General features: G+C 62.6%; 22 protein-coding genes. 17 read left to right on the top strand and 5 right to left on the bottom strand.

Going from position 1 to position 24,952, the window contains the following annotated elements:
* Window positions 1–18: 18 nt before the first annotated feature.
* The 10 genes from GKKCFE_RS22625 (at window position 19) to GKKCFE_RS22580 (ending at window position 7,031) form a co-directional block, all read left to right on the top strand.
* Complete coding sequence (locus GKKCFE_RS22625; protein WP_047229745.1) at window positions 19–681, top strand: riboflavin synthase; 663 nt, start codon at window positions 19–21, stop codon at window positions 679–681.
* Between the two features lie 16 nt (window positions 682–697).
* Window positions 698–1,789, top strand: a complete 1,092-nt coding sequence (ribBA, locus tag GKKCFE_RS22620; RefSeq protein ID WP_076383459.1) for a bifunctional 3,4-dihydroxy-2-butanone-4-phosphate synthase/GTP cyclohydrolase II — start codon at window positions 698–700, stop codon at window positions 1,787–1,789.
* 90 nt (window positions 1,790–1,879) lie between these two features.
* A complete protein-coding gene (gene ribH / locus GKKCFE_RS22615; protein WP_047229743.1) occupies window positions 1,880–2,356 on the top strand; it encodes a 6,7-dimethyl-8-ribityllumazine synthase in 477 nt (158 codons plus the stop codon).
* Window positions 2,353–2,853 carry a transcription antitermination factor NusB gene (gene nusB, locus GKKCFE_RS22610; protein WP_047229742.1) on the top strand — a complete coding sequence of 167 codons (501 nt, stop codon included), beginning with the start codon at window positions 2,353–2,355 and terminating at the stop codon, window positions 2,851–2,853. Before ribH ends, nusB begins: the two co-directional genes overlap by 4 nt.
* Window positions 2,854–2,871: 18 nt before the next feature.
* Entirely contained in the window at window positions 2,872–3,837 is a 966-nt protein-coding gene (gene thiL, locus GKKCFE_RS22605; RefSeq protein WP_047229741.1) for a thiamine-phosphate kinase, read from the top strand.
* Window positions 3,834–4,337 (top strand): phosphatidylglycerophosphatase A family protein, encoded by a 504-nt coding sequence (locus GKKCFE_RS22600; protein WP_047229740.1) that lies wholly within the window; start codon window positions 3,834–3,836, stop codon window positions 4,335–4,337. Before thiL ends, GKKCFE_RS22600 begins: the two co-directional genes overlap by 4 nt.
* A gap of 11 nt (window positions 4,338–4,348) precedes the next feature.
* Window positions 4,349–5,104, top strand: coding sequence for a substrate-binding periplasmic protein (locus GKKCFE_RS22595; protein WP_445577118.1), 756 nt, complete (start codon window positions 4,349–4,351; stop codon window positions 5,102–5,104).
* Between the two features lie 109 nt (window positions 5,105–5,213).
* The gene (ribA, locus tag GKKCFE_RS22590) at window positions 5,214–5,831 is read left to right on the top strand and encodes a GTP cyclohydrolase II (protein WP_047229738.1); all 618 of its coding nucleotides are present in this window, start codon (window positions 5,214–5,216) and stop codon (window positions 5,829–5,831) included.
* Complete coding sequence (locus tag GKKCFE_RS22585) at window positions 5,828–6,247, top strand: hypothetical protein (RefSeq protein WP_047229737.1); 420 nt, start codon at window positions 5,828–5,830, stop codon at window positions 6,245–6,247. Before ribA ends, GKKCFE_RS22585 begins: the two co-directional genes overlap by 4 nt.
* 7 nt (window positions 6,248–6,254) lie before the next feature.
* On the top strand, window positions 6,255–7,031 hold the full coding sequence (locus GKKCFE_RS22580) for a cobalamin-binding protein (protein ID WP_445578064.1): 777 nt from the start codon (window positions 6,255–6,257) through the stop codon (window positions 7,029–7,031).
* Window positions 7,032–7,168: 137 nt separating this feature from the next.
* Here GKKCFE_RS22580 and GKKCFE_RS22575 read toward each other — a convergent pair whose 3' ends face one another.
* The 5 genes from GKKCFE_RS22575 to GKKCFE_RS22555 all read right to left on the bottom strand — a co-directional run bounded on the left by GKKCFE_RS22575 (window position 7,169) and on the right by GKKCFE_RS22555 (window position 13,577).
* The gene (locus GKKCFE_RS22575; protein WP_445577117.1) at window positions 7,169–9,025 is read right to left on the bottom strand and encodes a TonB-dependent receptor domain-containing protein; all 1,857 of its coding nucleotides are present in this window, start codon (window positions 9,023–9,025) and stop codon (window positions 7,169–7,171) included.
* Between the two features lie 148 nt (window positions 9,026–9,173).
* Entirely contained in the window at window positions 9,174–11,072 is a 1,899-nt protein-coding gene (gene dxs / locus GKKCFE_RS22570; protein ID WP_445577116.1) for a 1-deoxy-D-xylulose-5-phosphate synthase, read from the bottom strand.
* 105 nt (window positions 11,073–11,177) lie between these two features.
* Window positions 11,178–12,065 carry a (2E,6E)-farnesyl diphosphate synthase gene (ispA, locus tag GKKCFE_RS22565; RefSeq protein WP_445577115.1) on the bottom strand — a complete coding sequence of 296 codons (888 nt, stop codon included), beginning with the start codon at window positions 12,063–12,065 and terminating at the stop codon, window positions 11,178–11,180.
* Window positions 12,062–12,304 carry an exodeoxyribonuclease VII small subunit gene (locus GKKCFE_RS22560; RefSeq protein WP_047229733.1) on the bottom strand — a complete coding sequence of 81 codons (243 nt, stop codon included), beginning with the start codon at window positions 12,302–12,304 and terminating at the stop codon, window positions 12,062–12,064. The genes ispA and GKKCFE_RS22560 overlap by 4 nt, the downstream gene beginning before the upstream one ends.
* Before the next feature lie 136 nt (window positions 12,305–12,440).
* The gene (locus GKKCFE_RS22555; protein ID WP_445577114.1) at window positions 12,441–13,577 is read right to left on the bottom strand and encodes a Fic family protein; all 1,137 of its coding nucleotides are present in this window, start codon (window positions 13,575–13,577) and stop codon (window positions 12,441–12,443) included.
* A 269-nt stretch (window positions 13,578–13,846) separates the two neighbouring features.
* Here GKKCFE_RS22555 and GKKCFE_RS22550 point away from each other — a divergent pair, with 269 nt between their 5' ends.
* From GKKCFE_RS22550 to GKKCFE_RS22520, 7 genes are all read left to right on the top strand, one after another.
* Window positions 13,847–14,635: a YfaP family protein gene (locus GKKCFE_RS22550; protein WP_047229732.1), complete on the top strand. Its 789-nt coding sequence runs from the start codon at window positions 13,847–13,849 to the stop codon at window positions 14,633–14,635.
* Between the two features lie 35 nt (window positions 14,636–14,670).
* On the top strand, window positions 14,671–16,380 hold the full coding sequence (locus GKKCFE_RS22545) for a DUF2138 domain-containing protein (protein ID WP_445577113.1): 1,710 nt from the start codon (window positions 14,671–14,673) through the stop codon (window positions 16,378–16,380).
* Complete coding sequence (locus GKKCFE_RS22540; RefSeq protein ID WP_047229730.1) at window positions 16,365–17,024, top strand: DUF1175 domain-containing protein; 660 nt, start codon at window positions 16,365–16,367, stop codon at window positions 17,022–17,024. Before GKKCFE_RS22545 ends, GKKCFE_RS22540 begins: the two co-directional genes overlap by 16 nt.
* The gene (locus GKKCFE_RS22535; RefSeq protein ID WP_445578063.1) at window positions 17,021–21,589 is read left to right on the top strand and encodes an alpha-2-macroglobulin family protein; all 4,569 of its coding nucleotides are present in this window, start codon (window positions 17,021–17,023) and stop codon (window positions 21,587–21,589) included. Before GKKCFE_RS22540 ends, GKKCFE_RS22535 begins: the two co-directional genes overlap by 4 nt.
* A gap of 1 nt (window position 21,590) precedes the next feature.
* Window positions 21,591–23,210, top strand: a complete 1,620-nt coding sequence (locus tag GKKCFE_RS22530; RefSeq protein ID WP_445577112.1) for a DUF2300 domain-containing protein — start codon at window positions 21,591–21,593, stop codon at window positions 23,208–23,210.
* 3 nt (window positions 23,211–23,213) lie between these two features.
* Window positions 23,214–24,029, top strand: a complete 816-nt coding sequence (locus GKKCFE_RS22525) for a YfaP family protein (protein WP_445577111.1) — start codon at window positions 23,214–23,216, stop codon at window positions 24,027–24,029.
* Between the two features lie 332 nt (window positions 24,030–24,361).
* Window positions 24,362–24,943, top strand: coding sequence for a YjfI family protein (locus GKKCFE_RS22520; protein WP_092394936.1), 582 nt, complete (start codon window positions 24,362–24,364; stop codon window positions 24,941–24,943).
* Window positions 24,944–24,952: the final 9 nt, after the last annotated feature.

Below are 24,952 nucleotides of genomic sequence, written 5' to 3'. Positions count from 1 at the left end.
GTTCTCGAGGAGGACTCCATGTTTACCGGCATCATCGAATCCATCGGCAGCATCCGTGCACTGACCCCCAAGGGCGGCGACGTGCGGGTTCATGTCGAAACCGGCAAGCTCGACCTGAGCGACGTCAAACTGGGCGACAGCATCGCGGTAAACGGCGTGTGCCTGACCGCCGTCGAACTGCCGGGCAATGGTTTCCTGGCGGACGTCAGCCGCGAAACCCTCGACTGCACCGCCATGAACGATCTCAAGAGCGGCAGCCCGGTCAACCTGGAAAAAGCCCTGACCCCTACCACCCGCCTGGGCGGACATCTGGTCAGTGGCCATGTCGACGGCGTGGGTGAAGTGGTTGCGCGCAGCGATAACGCCCGGGCCGTGGAGTTTCGCATCCGCGCCCCGAAAGAGCTGGCCAAGTACATCGCCCATAAAGGCTCGATCACCGTCGATGGCACCAGCCTGACGGTCAATGCGGTGGATGGCGCCGAGTTCCTGCTGACCATCATTCCGCACACCTTGAGCGAAACCATCATGGCCTCGTATCGGCCCGGTCGCCGGGTCAACCTGGAGGTTGACCTGCTGGCCCGTTATCTGGAGCGCCTGCTGTTGGGTGACAAGGCAGCAACGCCTGCAGCCGGTAACATCACTGAAAGCTTTCTGGCCGCCAACGGCTACCTCAAATCCTGACCCAAGGGGGTGCCGCGTGGCGCTCAATAGCATCGAAGAACTGGTTGAAGACATCCGCCAAGGCAAGATGGTCATCCTCATGGATGACGAAGACCGCGAGAACGAAGGCGACCTGATCATGGCCGCCGAGTGCTGCAAGGCCGAACACATCAACTTCATGGCCAAGCACGCCCGTGGCCTGATCTGCATGCCCATGACCCGCGAGCGCTGCGAGCTCTTGAAGCTGCCATTGATGGCGCCGCGCAACGGTTCCGGCTTCGGCACCAAGTTCACCGTGTCCATCGAGGCCGCCGAGGGCGTGACCACCGGGATCTCCGCCGCTGACCGTGCCCGCACTGTGCAGGCTGCCGCCGCGAAAGACGCCAAGGCCGAAGACATTGTCAGCCCCGGCCACATCTTCCCGCTGATGGCCCAGGCCGGCGGCACCCTGGCCCGTGCCGGCCACACCGAAGCGGCGTGCGACCTGGCGCGCATGGCTGGTTTCGAAGCCAGCGGCGTGATCTGCGAAGTCATGAACGACGACGGCACCATGTCCCGTCGCGCGGAACTGGAAGCCTTTGCCGCCGAACACAACATCAAGATCGGCACCATCGCTGACCTGATCCACTACCGGATGATCCACGAACGTACCGTTCAGCGGATTGCCGAGCAGCCGCTGGACAGCGAACTGGGCCAGTTCAACCTGGTGACCTACCGCGACTCGGTGGAAGGTGACGTGCACATGGCGCTGACCCTGGGCACCGTGTGCGCCGAAGAACCGACCCTGGTGCGCGTGCATAACATGGACCCGCTGCGCGACCTGCTGATGGTCAAGCAGCCCGGCCGCTGGAGCCTGCGGGCCGCCATGGCCGCGGTGGCCGAGGCCGGCAGCGGCGTGGTCCTGCTGCTCGGACACCCGCTCGATGGCGACGTGTTGCTGGCGCACATCCGTGAAACCGGCGATAACACCATCGTGAAAAAACCGACCACCTACAGCATCGTCGGCGCCGGTTCGCAGATCCTGCGGGACCTGGGCGTACGAAAAATGCGCCTGATGAGCGCACCAATGAAATTTAATGCGATATCCGGTTTCGACCTGGAAGTTGTAGAATACGTGCCCTCCGAATAATGGCCCGGGATTTCCGGCTCAGTATTCGCGGCTAATATCACTAAGGAGCGCGTATTCGAACGCGCTCTGGCTCTTTAAGAGATCTGACGAATGACCCTGAAGACCATCGAAGGTACCTTCATCGCCCCTCAAGGCCGCTACGCTCTGGTAGTGGGCCGTTTCAACAGCTTCGTGGTTGAGAGCCTGGTTGGCGGTGCGGTCGATGCCCTGGTTCGCCATGGCGTGAGCGAAAGCGACATCACCATCATCCGTGCGCCTGGCGCCTTCGAAATTCCGCTGGTTGCGCAGAAAGTCGCTCAAAAGGGCGAATATGCGGCGATCATCGCTCTGGGCGCGGTCATTCGTGGCGGTACTCCGCACTTCGAATACGTGGCCGGCGAATGCACCAAGGGCCTGGCCCAGGTGTCCATGGAATTCGGCGTGCCGGTCGCCTTCGGCGTGCTGACCGTTGATTCCATCGAGCAAGCCATCGAACGTTCCGGCACCAAGGCCGGTAACAAAGGCGCCGAAGCTGCCCTGTCCGCCCTGGAAATGGTCAGCCTGCTGGCGCAGTTGGAGGCCAAGTGATTAGCGACGAAAGCGATCGTTTCAACCCGCGCGATCCCAAGCCAGCCGATGCCGGCAAGCCTTCGAAGAGCGTCAAGCGTCGCGAAGCCCGTCAGCTCGCGACCCAGGCGCTGTATCAATGGCACATGGCCAAGCAATCGCTGAACGAGATCGAAGCGCAGTTTCGGGTCGACAACGATTTCAGTGACGTTGATGGCGCGTACTTCCGCGAGATCCTGCATGGCGTCCCGGCCCACAAGACCGAAATCGACATTGCCCTGGCCCCTTGCCTGGACCTGACCATCGAAGAGCTGGACCCGGTTGAACTGGCCGTGTTGCGCTTGTCCACCTGGGAGCTGATGCAGCGCGTCGACGTTCCTTACCGCGTAGTGATCAACGAAGGGATCGAGCTGGCGAAAGTCTTCGGGTCCACCGATGGGCACAAGTTCGTCAACGGCGTACTCGACAAGCTGGCCCCGCGTCTGCGTGAAGCTGAAGTGAAGGCGTTCAAGCGCTGACCGGCGTTTGCAGCGACTATGGGCGAATTTGAGCTGATCCGTCATTACTTCGCCGCCGCGTCTTGCGCGCAGGGCGGCGAGGGCGTTGCGCTCGGGATCGGCGACGACTGCGCCTTGCTGGCCGTTCCACCCGGGGAGCAGTTGGCGGTGTCCACCGATACCCTTGTGGCCGGTGTGCATTTTCCAGACCCTTGCGACCCGTTCCTGCTCGGCCAGCGCTCGCTTGCCGTGGCGGTCAGTGACCTGGCCGCCATGGGCGCTACTCCTTTTGCATTTACCCTGGCCCTGACCTTGCCGACGGTGACCGCCGATTGGTTGCAAGCCTATGCCCGTGGTTTGAACCAGATGGCCCAGGCGTGTGACGTCGCGCTGGTGGGCGGTGACACGACGCGTGGGCCGTTGAGCATGACCCTGACGGTGTTCGGTCGCGTGCCGTGCGGCCAGGCCCTGACTCGCGGCGGCGCGCAGCCTGGTGATTGGCTATGTGTCGGTGGCGAGTTGGGCAATGGCGCTGGCGCATTGCCGCTCGTGCTGGGGCAGCGCACCGCCGAACCTGATATCGCCGAGCCGCTGCTGGCGCATTATTGGTCGCCACGCCCGCAAATCGACCTCGGCCTGGCGCTGCGGGGCAAGGCTGGCGCGGCGATGGATATCTCTGATGGCCTGCTGGCCGATTGCGGGCATATCGCCCTGGCGTCAGGTGTGGCGTTGCACGTTGAACGTGACCGCCTGCCATTGTCCAAGGCTTTGGTAGCGTTCCTGGGCCGAGCGAATGCCGCGCATGCCGCGTTGAGCGGTGGTGACGATTACGTGTTGCTATTCACCTTGCCATCTGTCCGACTGATGGCGTTGCAGGCCGAGGGCTGGCCGATCCATGTGATCGGTCGCGTGGTGGCCGGGCAAGGTGTCGCGCTGCTCGACAGCGATGGACACGACATCACCCCGCAAATCCGGGGCTATCAACATTTTCGGGAGACACCGTGACAGATCATCCCAACCAGGTCCCGGCGGAATTCGTTCCGCCCTCGGTCTGGCGTAATCCCTGGCATTTCCTGGCGTTCGGCTTCGGTTCGGGCACTTTACCTAAAGCTCCGGGCACCTGGGGCTCGCTGGTTGCGCTACCCTTTATACCGTTGTGGCAGATGTTGCCGGACTGGGGCTACTGGCTGATGCTCGGCATCACCATGCTGTTCGGCTTCTGGCTGTGCGGCAAGGTGGCGGATGACCTGCGGGTGCACGATCATGAAGGCATCGTCTGGGACGAAATGGTCGGCATGTGGATTACCCTGTGGCTGGTGCCTGAAGGATGGTATTGGCTGTTGGCGGGTTTTCTGATGTTCCGCTTCTTCGATATCCTTAAGCCTTGGCCGATCCGCTGGATCGACCGCAAGGTGCATGGAGGCGTAGGCATCATGCTTGACGATGTATTGGCCGGTGTCTTCGCCTGGCTGGCGATGCAAGGATTGGTGTGGTGTTTCTCCTGAGGGATTCAGGCATGGGCGCAAGCCGCGCACTCTTACTGCTGTTGTGTCTGGTGGTCTGCTTCGGCGCGCGGGCGGAGCCGACGGCGCTGCCCGACAAGGTGCGCGCGGCCAGCGAGGAATGGGCGGATTACTCCCAGGCTGATGGCAAGGGCATGGCGTGGGACATCTTGCGGGAGGTGTTCGAACCCGCAGGCGTGAGGCTGGAAACCCGCAGCGTGCCGTATACCCGTTCAATCGGGCTGGTGCAGCGCGGTGAGGTCGATGTGCAAGTGGGCGCTTATCTCGATGAGTCGGAGGGGGTGCTTTATCCTCAATGGCACTACGATGTCGATCACATCTACGCCTTGGGGCTGGCCTCCAAACCGTCTCCTACATTGGCGACGGTCGGCAACTATCGGCTGGTGTGGATGCGTGGCTACGAATACGACAGCTACCTGCCTAACATCCGCAAATTCAACGAAATTCACCGTGCTGTGGGCATCCTGCCGATGCTGGTCCATGAACGGGCCGATTTTTATATCGATGCGTTGATGGAAATCGAGAACTTGCTTGCCAAGACCGAGAATCCCCAGCAATTCAAGCTGTCGCCGCTGATCAATCTGCCGCTCTATCTGGGGTTCGCCAACACCGAAAACGGTCGGGTGCTACGGGACCTGTTTGACCGGCGCATGGCTGAGCTGGTGAAGAACGGTCGACTGAAGCCGATTTTTGCACGCTGGAAACAACCCTATCCCTTCGACGAGCACGGCAGGCCACCAAAGCCGTAATCAATCTTTTCGATGTTTATGGCCGATAATTCAGCCTGAGCGTCGGTCGGGACGTGCTGTTACAATGCCCGCCTCTGCGAATCTCCAGTAATAGATCAGGAGCACACCGGTGCCTGTCGTTTTTGTTGCCGCTTCCAAGCTGCCAACGCCTTTTGCGCAATTCACCATGCATGGTTTTCTCGATGAAGCCACTGGCCGCGAGCACGTCGTGCTGAGCCTGGGTGATTTCGCCGACGGTGCCCCGGTACTCGGCCGCCTGCACTCTGAATGCCTGACGGGCGATGCCTTGTTCAGCCAGCGCTGTGATTGCGGCTCGCAACTTGAGGCCGCGCTGCGGGCCATTGCCCGCGAAGGGCGTGGCGTGCTGCTTTACTTGCGCCAGGAAGGCCGCGGCATTGGCCTGCTGAACAAGATTCGCGCCTATGAGCTGCAAGATGGCGGCGCCGACACGGTCGAAGCCAACGAGCGCCTGGGGTTTGCGGCCGACCTGCGTGACTACAGCATCTGCCTGCCGATGCTCGAACATCTGGGCGTCAAGTCGTTGCGCTTGATGACCAACAACCCGCGCAAGGTCAAGGCGATGTCCGATATGGGCATCGTGGTGGCCGAACGTGTGCCACTGCACACCGGGCACAACCCCCACAACAAACTTTACCTGGCGACCAAGGCCAGCAAGCTCGACCACATGATGGGCAACGAGCACCAGGGCGAGGTTGATCGGGCGTGACGCGCGGTCAGGTTCGGCGGCGACTGTCCGTCAGTTGGTGGCAATACCTGGCGCTGGCCTTGCTGCCGCTGTTCGTGATCAACGCGGTATTCGGCCAGGGCGAAGCGATTCTGCCGGTGCTGGCGATGCCGCTGTTTATCGCTGGCGTGGCCTCCATGTTCGTCAGCCTGCGCTTCTTTGGCGCTTACAAACACGCCTTGATCGCCACCCAAAAAGCCCTCGACACCCCCGAAGAGCCTCAAGCCTGGATCGCCTTGGCGGCCCGGCGGCGTGTGGCCTTTCTCGCTGCTGGCCTGCCGGCCTGGATCGGCGCCCTGGCGGTGTTCGTGGGCCTGGAAGCGGTGCCGTTGATGCTGCTGGCGTTGTCCACGACGGTCTTGTTCTACCTGTATCGCATCCCGCGTCAGCTCGGTTGATGATCCGCTGGCTGGCGGTCCTGCTGCCTCCACGGTTGCGGCCCAGCGTGTGGTCAGCCTGGCTCCATCCCTGTCTGAAATCGTGGTTGAACTGGACTCCGCCGACCTGCTGGTGGGCGTGCTGGATGGCGGCGATCGGCCCTTGGTGTTGAAAGACCTGCCTTCTGTGGGGCGTTATGGGCAATTGGACATGGAGCGCTTGCTCAGTCTCAGGCCCGATCTGCTCCTGCTCTGGCCCGGCAGCGTCGGCCACGCCCAGCGCCGGCAGCTCAAGGGATTGAAGATTCCTGTCCATGTTGCCGAACCCCACGGTCTCGACCAGCTCATCACTCAAATCGAAGCCATCGCCACGCAGCTCGGCCGTCCGGAACGGGGCGTGGAGCGAGCGACGCAGTTGCGCGGGCGTCTTGAGGCGTTGCGTCAGCGCTACCGGCGCGACACGCCGTTGCCGGTGTTCTATCAGGTCTGGGACCGGCCGCTGTACACCGTTGGCGGCGAGCAGATCATCAGTGATGCGCTGGCGGTTTGCGGGGCGCGCAATGTGTTTGCCGACCTGACCTTGCCGGCGCCGCAGGTGAGTGTGGAGTCAGTGTTGCAGCGCAATCCGCAGATCATCCTGGCCACGGACCAAGCCCAGCTCGACGCGTGGAAAGCCTGGCCGCAGCTGGCGGCGGTGGCGCAGGGGCGGCTGCTGTTAGTCAGTGACAAGGGGCTGGAACGGCCCAGTGGGCAGATGATCGAGGCGACGGCGCGGTTGTGCGGGTTGATTGCGCCAGACAGATAAACCGCGGTGCTCCCAATCGCGAGCAGGCTCGCTCCCACAGGGATTTGTGGCACCGCTGATTTTGTATTCACATCGGATCAAATTGCGGGAGCGAGCCTGCTCGCGATGAGGTCAGTCCCGGCACCACAATCTCTGGATCAAAGCGCCGGCGTCCAGGTCACCCCAAACAACCAGGCCCGGCCCTCCTCACGATACCCATACTGCCCACCTTCATGGCGATACAGCGCCCGGCTGTAGCCCTTGTCCAGCAGGTTATCGACCTTCATCTCCAGCTTCACCTCGCGGTTCAACGTCCAACTGCCGCGCAACCCGAGCAGGGCGTATCCGCCCAGGGTGTTGCGGTTGTTCTCATCGTCGTAGCTGCTGCTCACCGTTTGCCAACTGGCGCCCAGGCTCAAGCGGTCAAACTGGCGGTCCAGGTCCAGGCTCAAGGTCCGGCGGGCGCGGCGGGCCAGGGTGTGGCCGCTGTCGCGGTCCCGTGGGTCGATGATGGCCAGGCCCAAATTGCCCTGCCAGCCGAACAGCTCCTGGCTCAGGGCTGCTTCGAAACCGTTGATTCGTGCCGAGGCGACGTTTTGTGGGCGTGAATTGCTGCCGAAAATAATCGCGTCTTCCAGGTCCGTGCGGTACAGCGAAGTCTCCAGACGGGCGCTGTCGCTCAGTTGGCTGCGCCATTGCAGTTCGTAGCTTTTGGCGGTTTCGGGCGCAAGGTCCGGGTTGCTGGAGTTCGGGTAGTACAGGTCGTTGAAGGTCGGTGCGCGGAAGCTTTCGCTGTAGGTCAGCAGCACATCATTGTCCGGATTCACCGGCAGGGTGAACGTGCCGCTCCAACTATTCTGGGCGCCGAATTGCTGGTTCTGGTCGCGGCGCACGCCCAGTTCGGTGGAGAACGTTTCGCCCCGGAAACGATGCTGGATAAACGCCGCACGGTTCCAGCGGCTGTCTTCGTCATACGGCGTGCTGCTGTTGATCCGATCCTCATACCAATCACCACCGACAATCAGGCTGTTGCGATCGTCCAGCGTTACATCGTTCTGCCAGGTGAGCGAGTCGCGGTAGGTGTTGAACACTTCCCGGACATCGCTGAGCTTGTCGAAGGTTTTTTCGCGGTTTTCGCTGTGGCCCAGTTCCAGGCGCGATTTCCACGCGTCGTTGATGCGCCCATCGACATAAGTGCTGAAACTGCTCACCGAGAAATCACTGTAGGGCTGCTGGGTTAGTGAGTCGACTGGACTGTCGTATTCGCTTTTGCCGCGGTTATCCAGCAGGTTCAGGCCCACTTCCAGGTCAGCGTTGAGCTCATGACTCAAGCTCAGGCTCAAGGACTGGTTGCGGTTGGCATCAAGGTCTCGGTCGCTGGCGTAGGACTCATGGGTGCGATTGGTCCCATCGCTTTCATCCAGGCTGGCGCCGAGGCTGAAGCGTGTTCGATCATCACCGCCGGACAGGCCCAGGCTGCGCTCCCAGGTCTGGTGGCTGCCGAAACCCAGGTGCAAGCGCGGTTGCAGGCCTTGTTCGTTACCACGACGGGTAAAGATCTGGATCACCCCGCCCACCGCATCGGCGCCGTAGATCACTGAGCGCGAACCACGCAGCACTTCCACCCGTTCGATCTGGTTGATGTTCAGGCGTTGCAAGTTACTGTCGCCGGAGGTGGAGTTGCCGATGCGCTGGCCGTCCACCAGCACCAGGCTCTGGGCCGATTTGGTGCCGCGAATGTAAATTCCCGGCAGGCTGCCACGCCCGCCCAGCGGCGCCACCTGAACCCCCGGCACACGGCTGAGCAGGTCGGTCACGCTGGCCGGTTGCAGGCGTTCGATGTCGTCACGGGTGAATACCGTGTTGGCGGCGCTACTGTCGTTGCGGGCCTCGACCTGGCGGTTGGCGCTGATGACCACGTCGGGGAGCTTGAGGGCCTGGTCGCGTTCGAAGGTGTCGGCCAGCAGCTCGGTGGTTGGTAGCAGTGAGAAGGTCAGGGCGAGGCGCAGTTTCATGGGTGTTCCGAGAAATATGGCTCCACGCATACCCCTGTGGGAGCGAGCCTGCTCGCGATAGCGGTGCGTCAGTCGATGTAGATGTCGACTGGTCTTACGCCATCGCGAGCAGGCTCGCTCCCACAAGGGATTTGTGTGGTCTGAAGATTTACCGGCCCAGCACCTGCAACCGCTGGCGCACGGCCGCTTCGATCCCGGCCTCGTCCAGCCCGCATTCAGCCAGCATCTGCGCCGGTTTGGCGTGTTCGACGTAGATGTCCGGCAGGCCCAGGTGCAGCACCGACTTGAGGATGTTTTCCCGGGCCAGGAACTCGCTGACCGCCGCTCCGGCGCCGCCCATGATGGCGTTTTCCTCGACGGTCACCAGCAGTTCGTGACTGCCGGCCATCTCGCGCACCAGGGTTTCGTCCAGGGGTTTGACGAAGCGCATGTCCACCACGGTGGCGTCCAGGGTTTCGGCGACCTTCAAGGCCTCGGCCAGTTGCACGCCAAACACCAGCAGGGCGGTCTGCTTGCCCTGGCGGCGAATCACGCCCTTGCCGATTTCGATCGGCTCAAGATCAGCTTCAATGGTCGCATTCGGGCCGCTGCCGCGAGGGTAGCGCACCGCCGCCGGGCCATTGAACAGGTGACCGGTGGTGAGCATTTTGCGCAACTCGTTTTCATCGCTCGGCGTCATCAGCAGCATGCCGGGGATGCAGCGCAGGAACGAAAGATCGAAGCTGCCGGCGTGGGTCGGGCCGTCTTCGCCTACCAAACCTGCACGGTCGATGGCGAACAGCACATCGAGGTTCTGCACCGCGACGTCATGAACAAGCTGGTCGTAGCCGCGTTGCAGGAAGGTCGAATAAATCGCCACCACCGGTTTTGCGCCTTCACACGCCATGCCGGCGGCGAGGGTGACAGCGTGCTGCTCGGCAATCGCCACGTCGAAGTAGCGCTGCGGGTAGCGCTCGCTGAAGGCCACCAGGTCCGAGCCTTCCTTCATCGCCGGGGTAATGCCCACCAGGCGCGGGTCGGCGGCGGCCATGTCGCACAGCCATTGGCCGAACACAGCGGAATACTTCGGTCCGCTGGCCTTCTTCGGGGCGGTGGCCGGGGCGTCCACCGGCTCAAGCTTGGTGATGGCGTGGTAACCGATCGGGTCGACTTCCGCCGGGGCGAAGCCTTTGCCTTTCTTGGTGACCACATGCAGGAACTGCGGGCCTTTGAGATCGCGCATGTTGCGCAGGGTGGCGATCAGAGTGGGCAGGTCATGGCCGTCGATGGGGCCGATGTAATTCCAGCCCAGCTCCTCGAACAGCGTACCGGGCACCAGCATGCCCTTGGCGTATTCCTCGGTGCGGCGGGCGATTTCCCAGGCGCCTGGCAGGCGCGAGAGCACCTTCTTGCTGCCTTCGCGCATGCTGGCGTAGGTGCGGCTGGAAAGAATCTTCGCCAGGTAGTTGGACAACCCGCCGACGTTGCGCGAGATCGACATGTCGTTGTCGTTGAGGATCACCAGCATGTTGGCGTTGACTTCCGGCGCGTGGTTCAGCGCCTCGAAAGCCATGCCTGCCGTCAGTGCACCATCGCCGATCACGGCAATCGCCTTGCGCTCGCTGTCTTGCAGACGGGCGGCAATCGCCATGCCCAGGGCGGCGCTGATGGAGGTGCTGGAGTGGCCGACACCAAAGGTGTCGTACTCGCTCTCGGAGCGCCGCGGGAACGCTGCCACGCCGTCCTTCTGGCGCAGCGTGCCCATGCGCTCGCGACGGCCGGTGAGGATTTTGTGCGGATAGGCCTGATGACCGACGTCCCACACCAGCCGGTCGTCCGGGGTGTCGAATACGTAATGCAGCGCGATCGTCAGCTCGATGACGCCAAGGCCGGCGCCAAAGTGGCCACCGGTCTGGCCGACCGTGTAGAGCAGCTCCAGGCGCAACTCATCGGCCAGGGTTTCCAGCTCGGCTTCACCCAGGCGACGCAAGCCGTCCGGCGTGTTGGCGCGGTCCAGCAGCGGCGTGGTCGGGCGTTTGCGGGGAATCTCTTGAAACGTCGTGGGCATCAGGCGAATCGTTATAGGTATAGAAAGAGGCGGCAGTTTACCTTATGCATCGCAAGCTGCCCACGCGTAGGCCGGAACTTGGCCGATACGCAGTCTGACCCCGTATCAGCTACGGCGTTCGACGATATATCGGGCCAGCTCGCGCAACGGCTCGGCCGCCGCGTCAAAGGGTCGCAGCGCGCTCAAGGCCTGGTCGCGCAACTCCAGGGCATAGGCCTTGGCAGCCTCGAGGCCGAGCAGGGCCGGGTAGGTCGGTTTGTCGCGAGCGATATCGGCGCCCTGGCGTTTGCCCAGGGTCTGGGTATCGCTTTCGACGTCAAGGATGTCGTCCTGCACCTGGAACGCCAGGCCAATGGCCCGGGCGTAGGTTTGCAAGGCTTGCAATTGGTCAGGCGTGGCCCGACCGCTGGCCAGGGCACCGAGTTTGACGCTGGCCTCGATCAAGGCGCCGGTCTTGTGCCGATGCATGTATTCCAGCGCGCTCTGATCCAGCTTGAGGCCCACTGAACCGAGGTCGATGGCCTGGCCGCCGACCATTCCGGCCGGGCCTGCCGCCAGCGCCAGGGCGCTGACCATGTCCAGGCGAATCTGCGCCGGGCAATCGTTCAGCGTCGGCTCCAGCAGGGCGCTGAACGCCAGACTCTGCAAGCCGTCACCGGCCAGGATCGCGCAGGCTTCGTCGAATTTCTTGTGGGTGGTGGGTTGGCCGCGACGCAAATCGTCGTCGTCCATGGCTGGCAAATCATCATGGACCAGCGAATACGCGTGGATCAGCTCCACGGCGCAGGCCGCGCCGTTGGCCTGTTCAGGGGCGCCGCCCAAGGCCTCGCACGCCGCGTAGGCCAGCAGCGGACGCACGCGCTTGCCGCCGTTCATCACGCTGTAGCGCATGGCCTCGTACAACCGCGCCAGCTCAGGGCTTGGGGAGGTGAACAGGGTATCCAGTGCCGCGTTGACCCGGGCCTGACTGCCGGCCTGATAAGCGCCGATCATTCAGGCTGGTCCGCGTCGAAAGGCTCTTCGGTCAGCTCACCATCGCGTTCGAGCAACAGTTGCACCTTTTGCTCGGCCTGGGCCAGCGCCGCCTGGCAGTCGCGAGTCAAGCCGATGCCCTGCTCGAAGGCGGTCAGCGAGTCTTCCAGCGACAACTCGCCGTTCTCCAGCCGCTCGACCAGCGTTTGCAGGTCGGCCAGAGATTGTTCGAAGTCCAGTGCAGCTTTTTTGCGGGCCATGGCGGCGATTCCGGTTGACTGTTAAACGGGCGCGACACTAGCAGACATGGGGTATTGGGGCAATCAGAGCAGGACCCGCGCGGTTTGTGAGGCATCGTTTTGTGGCGAGAGTGCTTGCTCCCTCGTCATGGGGGATTCAGTCAGCTGGATAATGGATTCGGTACCGGGTACTGCGTCCCCCGCCGGGCAATCGCTCCAGACAACCTTTTTCCAGCAACTCTGCAAGGTGCCGCGTGGCCGTTGCCTTAGAGACCTTGGCCACGGTCTGATATTGAGCCGCGCTGATACCGTGCTCAAAGCCGCGTTCACCACCATCGAGCAAGCGGTTCAGCACTTTGGTCTGTTCGGGCGTGAGTGCTGAGGCGCGATGAGCCTGCCAGAACCGTGTCTTGCCCAATACACTTTCGATCTGCGTCATCGCTTTGTGCAGGCTGCGCGACAGGGTTTGCAGAAACCAGGTCAGCCAGTCAGTGATGTCCAGTGTCGCTTTTTGGCTGCTTTCAAGGATCCGGTAATAGCCGGCGCGGTCGTCCAGGATGCTTACGGACATGGCGTAGAAACGGATCGCCTGAGCTTCTCCTTGGGCCAGTGCCAGATCGGTAAGCGTACGAGTCAGGCGACCATTGCCATCGTCGAATGGATGCAAAGTGACAAACCAGAAATGAGCGATGCCGGCGCGTAGCAATGGATCGAACTCGGCTTGATGACGACTGGACTCGAACCAGTCGATGAATGCTTGCAACTGGTGCTCAAGACCCTGGCGAGGTGGCGCTTGGAAGTGAACGGTGGGACGGTCCAGCCTGCCTGAGACCACCTGCATAGGATCATCGCCGCGCAGCGAACCCACGCGGATCTCACGATGAGCAAGGTCACCTGTCTGATCAGGAAAAAGCCACTTATGCCATTCCAGCAATCGCTCGATAGTCAGGGGCTGATCGAAGTGCCGGGTGGCGTCCAGCAACAGGTTCGCCAACCCTTCACTGCGCGGGCTGACAGGGTTTTCGCCGGCTTGTTCGAGGCCCAGGCGTCGTGCCAGAGACGAGCGGACTGAGCCCACATTCAACTGCTCTCCTTCAATGGCCGAAGAGGTCACGATGTTTTGCAGAAGGGCATCCAGTTCGTTCTGGGCACTGAGCGAAGCGGTCACCGCGCCAGTCATGCCAAGCAGTTGACCCTGGGTTTGCACGCATTCGCGCAGCAGCGGCGCCAACGCATCTGCCTGCCAGCGAAAATCAGGCCAGTCGGGCTGCTGCCAGATCCAGTGAGGTGCCATAAGCCTGTCCAAAGTTGAATGAGCCGAATAATAGCGCTATTCGGCTCATTTCGTGAGCCGAATAGCCACGCTAATCGGCTCACGCCCCCCTCAGTACGTGATTTCCCACACAGATTCGCGCGTTCCCTGATTGTGAATAATCCGCCGAATCGCTAACCTTCGCCGCATCTACGGGCCCCTTGTGGCGGGGCCTTCAGACGTAACCCGAATAATGACAGGCAGCGCCGAGGAAGGGCGCCGGGTTGGGTCATGCATGGCAGGAGGCAGACATGCGTTTTCTTTCATTGTTGATCGTGCTGGCGGGCGCGCCACTGGCGTGGGCCGAGCCTGCCGCCGAGCTGTCGGAGCCCGTCGGCGGCTGGCGCTACAGCGGCTTGCTCGATCGCACTGAAAACCCGCGCGTGGCCTATCCCACGCCGCCCATCGACCGCGGCGTGCAGCGCAATCGCACGATGATCGAGGGTCGGCTCAAGGCCATGGGCACGGCCCGAGCGCCCCACAGCCTGGCCGTCAACGGCAATCCACTGAATCTCTATACCGACGATGAAGGGCGTTTCGCCCGCCCGTATGCCTTTGGTGCTGGCTCCAACAGCGTCGAGGTACGCAGCTCCGCAGGCCAGTCCCTCAAGCGCGTGCAGTTCTATGAAGCCAACAACCAGCGAACCCCGGCGCAGATCCGCGTGGTGCTGGGTTGGGACGATCCCAAGGCCGAGCTGGACCTGCACATCGTCACCCCCGACGGCCAGCATGCGTTCTTCGGCCGGCCGGCGCTGAGCAACGGCGGCGGCCTCGACCCCGATGGCGTCGATGGCCCTGGCCCTGAGATGTTCACCATGACCGCGCCGATGCACGGTACCTACCTGGTCTACGTGAACTACTGGGGCAACTACAGCAACGGTGGCTACAACTTCGAGGAAACCAGCAACCAGAACGAGGTGATCACCTCGCAGATCAACCTGGTGCTCAACGAAAACACCGTCGATGAAAAACGCGAGACCTTTGTCGTGCCCCTGCGCGCCATCGGCGATCTGTTGCTGGTCAAGACTTTCAACTACTAAGTATCCGCTCCACGGATGAACAGGCCCTTGTGAATATGAGCGACAACACTGCTTCCCCGACCGCGCCGGCCCCCGCCACCAAACCTGTGCGCCGCTGGCCGGCGCTGCTGATCGGGCTGTGCCTGGTGGCCGGTGTCGCCGCCGGACTGGGTTGGTTCATGACCAAGCCCAAGGCACCGCCCATGGAACTGGCGTTGGAAAAACTCGGCCTGAGCCGCCCCGACGGCCTGCTCGAGGCCCACTCCCTGAGCCAGTTGCCCAAGGACTTGCTGGCGGTGCCGTTCCTCAAGTCCACGCTCACCGAGGATTTCGTCTTCTATTACGAAACCCATGCCGACCGCCTCGGGCTGATCGGCAGCCTGCGGCGGATCATCTACGAGCATGATCTCAAACTGCAGGACAGCCTGATCGAGCAGCTTTTCGACCAGCCGGCCGATGTAGCGCTATGGCGCGGCGCCGACGGGCGGCTCAAGGATTTTCTGCTGGTGATGGATCGTGGTGGTCTGGCCAAGGTGCTGGAGCCGCTGGCAAAAGTGGCGCTGGATGATTCGCAACTCAGCCAGCTCGGTGAGATGAACGTGGCCGGCGACGTGGTGCCGGTCTATCAACTCACCTATAACGCCAGCAAAGCCCTGGTATTCGCTTCCCATGGCGACAAGCTGGTGGTGTTGTCCAATCCGACCAGGCTCTACGACCTGGGAAGTGGCCCCACCGACGAACCCGGCATGGTCTCGACCCAGGCCCTCGAAGCGCTGCTGGCCGGTGAAAAACTCTTCCCCGAAGCCTTTGGTCTGCTGCCCAAGGCGCCTGAGGTCAAGCAACGCATCTCGGTCAATGCCAGCGTGCTCGCCATGGGCTATCAGCGTTTCATCCCGAACTTCGCCGGGTTGCGTTTCGACATGGACGACAAGGGCTGGCACAGCTTCCTGGCCATGGATGAGCTGGAAGACCAGCCGGACTTCGACTTCAAGCCAATCTGGCAAGCCATGCCCATGGGCGCCAGCGCCTGTGTCGCTTTGCCCCTGGCCGCCGAACAACAGAAGCCATTGCTGGTGAAACTCGGTGCCGACGACAACGCGGCCCAGGTCATGATCGAGCACATGGCCGGCGCGGCGGGGCTGTGCTGGTACGCCGATTCGCGGCTTTACACACCACTGCTGGTGGCGAACCTGAACGATGACGGCGGCAAGCTCGATGCCGACCTGGGCAACCTGTTCGGTTCGATGGTGGGCGCCTACGAAAACAACGTGGCCGAACATGCGTTTCCCGTTGTTGAGACACAGGAAGGCCCGATGCACCGCTGGCAACGCCAGGTCAGCTCCAACTTCGGCCCTTACCCGGCCAAGGACGCCGCGCAGCCCGAGTCGATCACCGGCAAGGCGTTCATGCAAGTCAGCCTGGCGCGGCACGGTTCGACCCTGTTGTTTTCCCTCGACGACAAACTGGTGGACAAGGCCCTCGGCACCCTCGACAAACGGTTCCCACCCATGGCCGATGTGGTGCCCAAGGACCTGTTGATGCCGGTCTACTTCGGCCCGGATGCCATGGCGCAACTGATGCAGCGCGAAACCCTCGACAGCTTGCCCCAGGACATGGAGCCGGTGTTCTACAACGCCGCGCAAACCTACCTGATTCCGAAGCTGCGCACCCTTGGCGGCTACGGCAAATACGCCCTGACGTTGCCCGAAGACAGCGAACCGGACGGCCACTGGCAGTGGTTGCCACTGGAATGGAAAGCGCTGTGACCGGGTTGATCCGCCGCCCCGGATGGGTGTTGATGCTGGCGCTGCTGCTGGGCGGGCAGGCGTTTGCCGCTCAGACACCCGCGCTGGATGTACAGCAATCGAAGGTCTTTCGCGCCTGGTTCGTGCGTATTGCCCAGGAACAACTGACCAAAGGCCCGAGCCCGCGCTGGTACCAACAGGACTGCGCCGGGCTGGTGCGCTTTGCGGCCAATGAAGCGCTGAAGGTCCACGACCAAAAGTGGTTGCGCAGCAATGGCCTGTCCAATCGCTACCTTCCGCCAGAGCTTGAACTGAGCGATGCCCAGCGACGTCTGGCCCAGCAGTGGCAACAGGGCGGCGGCAAGGTCGGACCCTACGTCAACGCCATCAAGCTGATCCAGTTCAACAGTCATCTGGTGAGCCGGGATGTCACCCAGGCCCGTCCGGGCGATCTGATGTTCTTCGATCAGGGCGATGACCAGCACCTGATGATCTGGATGGGCCGCAACATCGCCTATCACACCGGCACCACCACCCCAACCGACAACGGCATGCGCTCGGCAAGCCTGCAACAACTCATGAACTGGAAGGACACCCGATGGATACCCGACGCAGCCAACCCCAACTTCATCGGCGTCTATCGACTCAACTTTCTCTCCCAATGACCGGTGCCCGCATGCTGCGCTTGTGTTCAAAATTGCCCCTGCTGCTGGCCCTGTTGCTGGCGCCGATCGTTCATGCCGAAGACACTGTGCAGCCCAGCGGCTACACACCGTTGGCCGGTGAAAGCTTCTTCCTGCTGGCCGACAGCAGTTTTGCCAGTGACGAGCAAGCCATGGTCCGCCTCGAAGCGCCGGGGCGCGACTATCGGAAATTCCGCATGGAGCCGTACGGCGGTGCCGATATCCGCGTTTATCGCATCGAAAAACCGCTGGATTTCCTCAAGCGCCAGAAGAACCTGCACCGGGTGGTCAGCGACGGCCAGTTCAAGGGCGAAGGGCTGTCGAACACCCTGGCGTACCTGTGGGACAACTGGTACCGCAAATCCCGTCGGGTGATGCAGCGGGCGTTTTCCTACGAGTCGCGTCAGCAAGTCACCGAGCAAGTGCCGGAACTGAAAATGGGCAGCGCCATCGCCGCGCCGACGCCGTACGACGCGCAACCACAGTTCGCCCTGATTCCGGGTTTGCCGGTGGTCAGCCAGTTCCGTTATCCGCTCTGGCAGGCCAAGCCGATCCAGCCGCCAGCGGGGGTCAACCTGGCGGGTTCGTCGAGTGAATTCATCAGCGTCGCGCCAGGCAACGTCTACGTGCCGCTGGGCCAGTTGAAACCGGGGCTGTATCTGGTCGAAGCACTGATCGGTAAATACCGGGCCACCACCATGGTGTTTGTCTCCAACACCGTAGCGGTGAGCAAGATCGCCGGGGACGAGCTGCTGGTCTGGGCCGCGCGTAAACACGAAGGTCGTTCGGTGCCCAAGGTCAACGTGCTGTGGACCGACGGCCTGGGCGTGATGAGCAGCGGCGCCACCGATGAAGACGGCTTGCTGCGCCTCAAGCACGTCAGCCCGGAGCGTTCGTTTGTCATCGGCGAGGACGAGGAGGGCGGGGTATTCGTCTCGGAAAACTTCTACTACGACAGCGAAATCTACGACACCAAGCTGTTCGCCTTCACCGACCGGCCGCTGTATCGGCCGGGGGACTGGGTGTCGCTGAAAATTGTCGGCCGTGAATTCAAGAATGCCCGGGACTCAGTGCAGCCGACGGCCGCCGACGTCAATGTCAGCGTGCTGGATGCCACCGGCACCGAGTTGCAGACCCTGGCCCTGAAGCTGGACTCCAAGGCCGGCACCCAAGGCCGTTTCCAGCTGCCGGAAAACGCCGTGGCCGGTGGTTATGAGTTGCGCTTTGGCTACAAGGACCAGCTCTACAGCAGTGCCTTTCGCGTGGCCGAATACATCAAGCCGCACTTCGAAATCGCGCTGAACCTCGCCAAGCAGGATTACCGCACCGGCGAGCCGGTCAAGGGCGCTCTCGTGCTGCTGTACCCGGACGGCAAACCGGTGGCCAACGCCAAGGTGAGCCTGAGCCTGCGGGCCCAGCAACTGTCGATGGTGGATAACGAGCTGCAGTACCTGGGGCAATTCCCGGTGGAGCTGACCAGCAGCGAAGTGACCACCGATGCCAAGGGCAACGCCACCCTCGAACTGCCGGCCGCCGACAAGCCGAGTCGCTATACGCTCACTGTGTTTGCCAGCGATGGCGCGGCGTATCGGGTCAAGACCACCAAGGAAATTCTCATCGACCGTGGCGCGGCGAACTTTCGCCTGAGCGCGCCCCAGCGTTTCAGCGCCGCCGGCGAGAACGTCTCGTTCAGCTACACCAACGAGGGTGGCAACGCGCAAAGCAACGCCGTGACGCCGGGCAGCTACGCCTGGGTGCGGCTGGAAGACCAGACCACCGGCGAAGGCAAACTGGCGGCCAAGGACAAGGGCTTCAGCCTGACCTTCGAGCGTCCGGGCACCTACAACCTGACCCTCAAGGATGACCACGGTCGAGTCATTGGCGCCACCGGCCATTCGGTGACCGGCGAAGGTATCAAGGCCGTGCCGGGCACGGTCGAGATCGTCCTCGACAAAGCCCAGTATCAGGCCGGTGACGAAGCCCTGGCGCTGATCACCTTCCCGGAGCCGGTCAGTGATGCGCTGCTGTCACTGGAGCGGGACAAGGTCGAGGCCACGGCGCTGCTGTCCAAGGGCGGCGACTGGCTGAAAATGGAAAAGCTCAGCGACACTCAATACCGCGCGCGCATCCCGGTGAAAGACGCTTTTGCGCCGAACCTGACCTTCTCGGTGCTGTACACCAAGGGTGGCCAATACAGCTTCCAGAACGCCGGTATCAAGGTGGTCGCGCCGCAGATCGACGTCGCCATCGTTACCGACAAAGCCACTTATCGGCCTGGCGACACGGTGACCGTGGACCTGAGCACCCAGTTCGTCGGCAAGGCGATCCCGGCGCACCTGACCGTCAGTGTCGTGGATGAAATGATCTACGCCCTGCAACCGGAAGTGGCGCCCACCATCGATCAGTTTTTCTACCATCCGCGCCGCAACAACGTGCGCACCAGCGCCAGCCTGTCGTTCATCAGCTACGACGTGGCCCTGCCGGGCAGCCCGGGCGCGCCGGGCAAGGCCAACCGCAGCGAGCGCGGGGTCAAAGTGCTGGAGCGGCCTCGTCGTGAAGACGTCGACACTGCCGCGTGGCAACCGGAGCTGGTCACCGACGCCAATGGTAAGGCCCGCTTCACCTTCAAGATGCCGGACTCCCTGACTCGCTGGCGCATCACGGCCCGGGCCATCGCCGACGACGGTCAGGTGGGGCAGAAAAAGCAATTCATCGGTTCAGAGAAACCGCTGTACCTGAAGTGGAGCGGCCCGACCCGGTTCCGCAGTGGTGACAAACCGCAAATGGGCCTGTTCGCTTTCAGCCAGTCCGAACAACCGTTGAAGGCCGAACTGCTGATCCGTTACGCCGGTACTGAACAGCGCGTGGTGGCGGACCTGAAGCACGGCATCAACTATGTGGCGCTACCGTCTCTGGAGTTGAGCAACGGCGACTTGAACGTGCAGTTGCAGGTCAATGGCGAAACCCAGGACACCCTGGCCGTGCAACTCAATGCCATTGGCAACGGTTGGCAAGTCACCCAGAGCCAGCGCCTTGACGTGGCGAGCGGTGACACACCGCTGAGCCTGCCGCTTGATGCCAGCGATATCCGCCTGCGCCTGGACGACAGCCCGCAAGCGCTGTTCCGTTCGGCCCTGGATGACTTGTTGAGCTACCCCTACGGCGGCGTCGAGCAAACTGCCAGTCGTCTGCTGCCGCTGAGCATCGCCTACCCGACGCTGGCGGCGAACCCGCAGATTCGCGATCGCTTGCGGCTGATCATGCAAAACAGTCGCCTGCGCCTGGTGCAAATGGCCGGGCCTGCGGCGAGCTTCACCTGGTGGGGGCAGGCTGGCGAACCGGATGCGTTCCTCACGGCCTACGCTTATTACGCCGACTGGCACGCCAGCCAGGCCCTGGACCTGAGCCTGCCGCCGGAGCACTGGCAGCGGGTGCTGGAGGTCTACGCCAAACAGGCCGGCGATACGCCGTTGCTGCAGCGTGCGCTGATCCTGTCGTTCGCCAAACAGATGCAACTGCCGGTGAACACCTTGCTCAGCGGCTTGATGGACGACCTGGCGAAAGCCGGCGAGGGCGGCGACTCGAGCGTGATGGACAGTGGCGAAGACAGCCTGGTCATGAGCGCGCCGGATTCGGCCCTGGGCTTGGCCAGCGCCCGCATGCTGACGGCGTCCCTCGCCAGGCAGGTGAAGGTGCCGCTGCCGGAGGCCTTCAGCCGGCAACTCGACGCCGCACAACAGCAACTGGACGTCAGCTCCCAGCCGTTCGTCGAGGCCTTGAGCCTGTCACTGCAAAGCTTCGATCAGGCGCGTGCCAAGGCATTGCTCGAACGTCTGCTGCCGCAGCAATCGACCCTTGAACGGGCCCTGGCCTTGACCTGGCTGCAACGCAGCATCGAGCAGGCCGCGCCCGCCGTGGCCCTGACCCCGGGCGAAGGCTGGAAGGCCCGGCAAGGCGCCACCGGTGAAACCTACTGGCAATGGCAGGGCGCGCAGCTACCGACCCTGCTGACCTTAAGCGGCGCCGAGGAGCGCCCGCTGCAAGCGGCACTGAGCTACCAGAGCCAGCAAGCGCCCGTGACGCCGATGGCGGTGACCATTACCCGGCGCTTGTCCCGTCTGGTGCCGGGCGACGAGGCCTTCACCTTCAAGCTCGAAGCCGTGGGCAGCAAGCCGCTGTCCAGTGACAGCCTTTATCTGGATGAAGTGATCATCAACAGCAAGGCCTCTACGCCGCTGCGCTACGGCATGCTCGAAGTGCCGCTGCCGCCGGGTGCCGATGTGGAGCGCACCACCTGGGGCATCCAGTTGCTGGGCAAGGCCGGCAGTGAGCCGACTTCCCTGGAGAAGGCGCGCTTCGAGCCGGGTCAGATGGGTTACGCGGTGCCGCTGGACGCCCTCAGTGGCGAGCTGCGCCTGCGGCATCTGGTGCGCTTCTCCCAGAAGGGCCAGTTCAGCTTGCCGCCGGTGCGTTTCACCCAGGTCTATGCACCGCAGCATCAGGCTCGGGAACAGAAACCGGCGCTCGGTCAGGTCACGGTCAACTGACATGCGCTGGCCGCGGCTTGGGTGGTTGTTGTGCTTGATCCCTGCGCTGGCCACAGCGCAGGAGGAACCGTTGCGCCTGGCTTTCGACGGTCAGTTGCTGCGGGTGAGCCAGACCCAGGTGCTGGACCGTCAGCCCTTGCCCGAGGCCTTGCAGGCGCCGCTGGGCAGTGTGTGGAAGCTATTTGTCTACGCATGGCTGGTGGACACCGGCGCTCGCGAACCGGCATATGAATGTCGCGGTGAGTCCAAAGAGGAAGTCTATTGCTGTAGCGCCGGGCAGAGCATCGGTCGCGATCAGGCGTTGGTGAAATCCTGCGGTCTGTACTTCGAACCGCAGCGGCTTGGGCTTTCGGCTTCGAACTGGCGCGATTACTGGCAGGCCCGCCAAGCGCCGTCGTGGCTGCTGGACCTGCCGAGCCTGCAACCGCAAAAACAGGTACGCGTGGTTGAACTGCTCAAGGCACTGGCGATGCTGCCGGCTCAGGATCAGGCCCGTCGGGTACTGCTGGACGTGGTGCTCAACGCGGCGGATGGGCGTCTCGTCGGCCAGTTGGGCAGTCGTCTGCGGGTCAAGACCTGGAGTTGGCTGGGTGAACAGGATCCTTCATCGCGTCAGGGTGGTTTCGCTGGTTGGCTGGCCGACGGCACGCCGGTGTGGGCTGGTGGGCGTGGCACCAGCGAGCAGATATTGAAGGCATACGGTGATGGATTGGCGGCGGCGCTGCCGTCCCGTTGGCCGGCGGAAACGGGGCGATGTGTGGAAGTTGACCTGTTCGCCCGGTATCCCTTGCTGCGGGTGATGGCGAGTGACGGGCCGGCCACCCCAGGCCCGTTGCGCGGCGATTACCGTGTCGAATTCGCCAATGGCAACCAACTGGATATCCACAGCGACGGCGAGCTGTTTCTGCTGCCCGGCAAACTGGTGGCGCGACTGGATCGGGAAGAGTACGTCGCCCGGGTCCTGCAGCGCGAAGCCAAGGCTGAACCCGTCGAAGCGGCCAAGGCCCTGGCCGTGGCGATCCGCAGCTACCTGCTGCAAAACGCCCAGCGTAACGGCGATTGCCTGAGCATCGATGACAGCAGTCATCGCCAGCGCGTCGCCCCACGTCCGGCGACGCCGCAAACCCGCGCCATCGCCGCCTGGACCAGCGATCTGGTGCTGGCGGGCACCGACGTGACCTACCACTCTGACCGATCCGCCCCGGACAAACTGTCCTGGGCCCACGCCGTGGAGCAGGCCAGCGCCGGCCAGCGCTACGACGCCATCCTGCTGCATGCCTACCCGCGCGCCAGCCTCAGCCGCTGGGACAATCCGGTGGCGTCCTGTGAAGCGTTGCCCGCCGCTCAGGACTGGCTGTTGAAACAGCGACGCGGCTGGCGCCCCCGTCTGGCAGGTGAAGTGGGTTACAACGAAATCAGCGCGTTTGCCGTCTGCCGTGTCGCCTTCGGCCGGCCCTATGTCGACCGCGAACGCCGGCGCATCTTCGTGCGCGGTGTGCTGTCGTTGCAAGACCGCCTCGACCTGACCCACGAATACTTGCACCTGGCCTTTGAAGCCCACCCCAATGGCCAGGACGAAACCTACATCGAAGGGCTCGCCCGTCACCTCTTGCTGGAATAGACCATGACACTCCGTTATCCACAGGCCTTGCTGTTGTTCTGCGCTTTGGCCGTGTTGCCGCCGGCCATTGCGGGCGAGGGCATCAACCTCGACACCCCGGTCGGCGGCTGGCGCAGCGGCGCGCCGGGCGGTGAAGGCGAAAGCTTCAGCCAGACCGTCAACTACCCGGCTTCTTCGGTCAACACACCTCAGGGCCAGGCCAGCACCGCCCGCATCAGCGGCCAGATCAAAGGCACGCCCAAGGACAGTAACGAGCCGGGCAAACTCATCATCAATGGCGTGACCCTGCCGCTGAAACTCGACCCGCAAGGGCACTTCGACCGGCCGTTCTCGTTCCCCAATGGCAGCAACAGCATCGAAGTGCGCAGCCCCGACGGCCAGCAACGCCACCGTACGCAATTTCTCAACACCAGCGGCGGCGCCACCCCGGCCAAACTGCGGGTCTTGTTGACCTGGGACAGCGACGGCACCGACCTGGACCTGCACCTCGTCACCCCGGACGGCGCCCACATCTGGTACGGCGACCGCGTCGTCCCCAACGGCGCCGCGCTCGACGTCGATGTCACCACCGGCTACGGCCCGGAAATCATCGCCATGCCCGCGCCGATCAAAGGTCAGTACCTGGTGTACGTGAACTACTACGGCGGCGGTTACCGCAGTGACGAGGACGGCGAGCAACAAGCGGCACAAGCCCTGACCACGGCGCAGATCACCGTCATCACCGAAGAGGGCACGCCAAGCGAGAAGATGGAAACCTTCGTGGTACCGATGCGCACGGCGGGGGAGTTGATGTTGGTCAAGAGCTTCAGTTACCCCTAAGGCCGCGCCAGAGTCGTTTGTGAGTGTGGGAGCGAGCCTGCTCGCGATAGCGGTATGTCAGACACCCTGATGCTGAACGTGCTGTCGCTATCGCGAGCAGGCTCGCTCCCACAGGGGGTGTCCGTCGTTTGTGACAATTAAAAATCTCACGCGTGAGCTATTGAGGGGCTTGGGTATTCCCTGTAGTGTTTCTCACGCGTGAGTTTTTTCGCAGTGAGGTCAGCACCATGAACAGCCGCTCTCCAACAGATCCTGCGGGGTCTGTTACCGATTCAGCGAGCCGCAAGGGAGAGCGCTCGAAACCGTCCGTGAAAAAACCATCCAGCTTTTACATGAAGCAGATGCGCGCGGGCTTGAGTGCCGCCGGGTATGTGAAACACGAAACTTGGGTGCTTCCCGAAAACCGGAGCCTGCTCAAGCAGATGGAGAAACAGCTACGCCAACCGATTCTGGCTGGCTCATTCATGTCGGAGAATTACATGAGCGCAGGTAACAACTGGAACATTGATCGCCTCTTCAGTGCCCTTCAGGCCCTCGACGAAGTGGTGGCGAACGACATCACGCTTTCCCTTGTTCAAGGCTCCGAGTCCAGCATCAAGTTGGAAATGAACGATTTTGGCGGCTTGCCGATTTACATCGCAGTGGTGGGTGATCAGATCATCGTCGACACCGTTCTGGTGGATGTCGAATCGATCAATGACGTCGCGGCCTTCAATGATGCCGTGCTGCGCAGCCGGGAAATGTTCCCGCTGTCCTCGATCGGTATCGAGTCCATGCCCAACGGGCAGATTGTCTACAACATGTTTGGCGCACTGAGTTCCGACTCCAGCCTGACCAACGTCGTGACCGAGGTCAAAACCCTCGTCGACAACGTCCAGCGCGCCAGCGAAGCCTTCGAACGTTTCTTCATCTAATTTTTCGGG

Source organism: Pseudomonas sp. E141, assembly GCF_052659885.1.
This window is presented reverse-complemented; position numbering and strand designations above follow the sequence as displayed.

What these genes read in the sequence shown, in the direction of transcription:
- GKKCFE_RS22555 (WP_445577114.1), bottom strand. Translation starts at nt 13,577, where the DNA reads ATGGCACCTCACTGGATCTGGCAGCAGCCCGACTGGCCTGATTTTCGC.
- ribH (WP_047229743.1), top strand. Translation starts at nt 1,880, where the DNA reads ATGACCCTGAAGACCATCGAAGGTACCTTCATCGCCCCTCAAGGCCGC.
- ispA (WP_445577115.1), bottom strand. Translation starts at nt 12,065, where the DNA reads ATGATCGGCGCTTATCAGGCCGGCAGTCAGGCCCGGGTCAACGCGGCA.
- dxs (WP_445577116.1), bottom strand. Translation starts at nt 11,072, where the DNA reads ATGCCCACGACGTTTCAAGAGATTCCCCGCAAACGCCCGACCACGCCG.
- GKKCFE_RS22520 (WP_092394936.1), top strand. Translation starts at nt 24,362, where the DNA reads ATGAAGCAGATGCGCGCGGGCTTGAGTGCCGCCGGGTATGTGAAACAC.
- GKKCFE_RS22595 (WP_445577118.1), top strand. Translation starts at nt 4,349, where the DNA reads ATGGGCGCAAGCCGCGCACTCTTACTGCTGTTGTGTCTGGTGGTCTGC.
- GKKCFE_RS22540 (WP_047229730.1), top strand. Translation starts at nt 16,365, where the DNA reads ATGGAAAGCGCTGTGACCGGGTTGATCCGCCGCCCCGGATGGGTGTTG.
- GKKCFE_RS22560 (WP_047229733.1), bottom strand. Translation starts at nt 12,304, where the DNA reads ATGGCCCGCAAAAAAGCTGCACTGGACTTCGAACAATCTCTGGCCGAC.
- GKKCFE_RS22530 (WP_445577112.1), top strand. Translation starts at nt 21,591, where the DNA reads ATGCGCTGGCCGCGGCTTGGGTGGTTGTTGTGCTTGATCCCTGCGCTG.
- GKKCFE_RS22550 (WP_047229732.1), top strand. Translation starts at nt 13,847, where the DNA reads ATGCGTTTTCTTTCATTGTTGATCGTGCTGGCGGGCGCGCCACTGGCG.
- thiL (WP_047229741.1), top strand. Translation starts at nt 2,872, where the DNA reads ATGGGCGAATTTGAGCTGATCCGTCATTACTTCGCCGCCGCGTCTTGC.
- GKKCFE_RS22525 (WP_445577111.1), top strand. Translation starts at nt 23,214, where the DNA reads ATGACACTCCGTTATCCACAGGCCTTGCTGTTGTTCTGCGCTTTGGCC.
- GKKCFE_RS22575 (WP_445577117.1), bottom strand. Translation starts at nt 9,025, where the DNA reads ATGAAACTGCGCCTCGCCCTGACCTTCTCACTGCTACCAACCACCGAG.
- GKKCFE_RS22625 (WP_047229745.1), top strand. Translation starts at nt 19, where the DNA reads ATGTTTACCGGCATCATCGAATCCATCGGCAGCATCCGTGCACTGACC.
- GKKCFE_RS22545 (WP_445577113.1), top strand. Translation starts at nt 14,671, where the DNA reads ATGAGCGACAACACTGCTTCCCCGACCGCGCCGGCCCCCGCCACCAAA.
- GKKCFE_RS22535 (WP_445578063.1), top strand. Translation starts at nt 17,021, where the DNA reads ATGACCGGTGCCCGCATGCTGCGCTTGTGTTCAAAATTGCCCCTGCTG.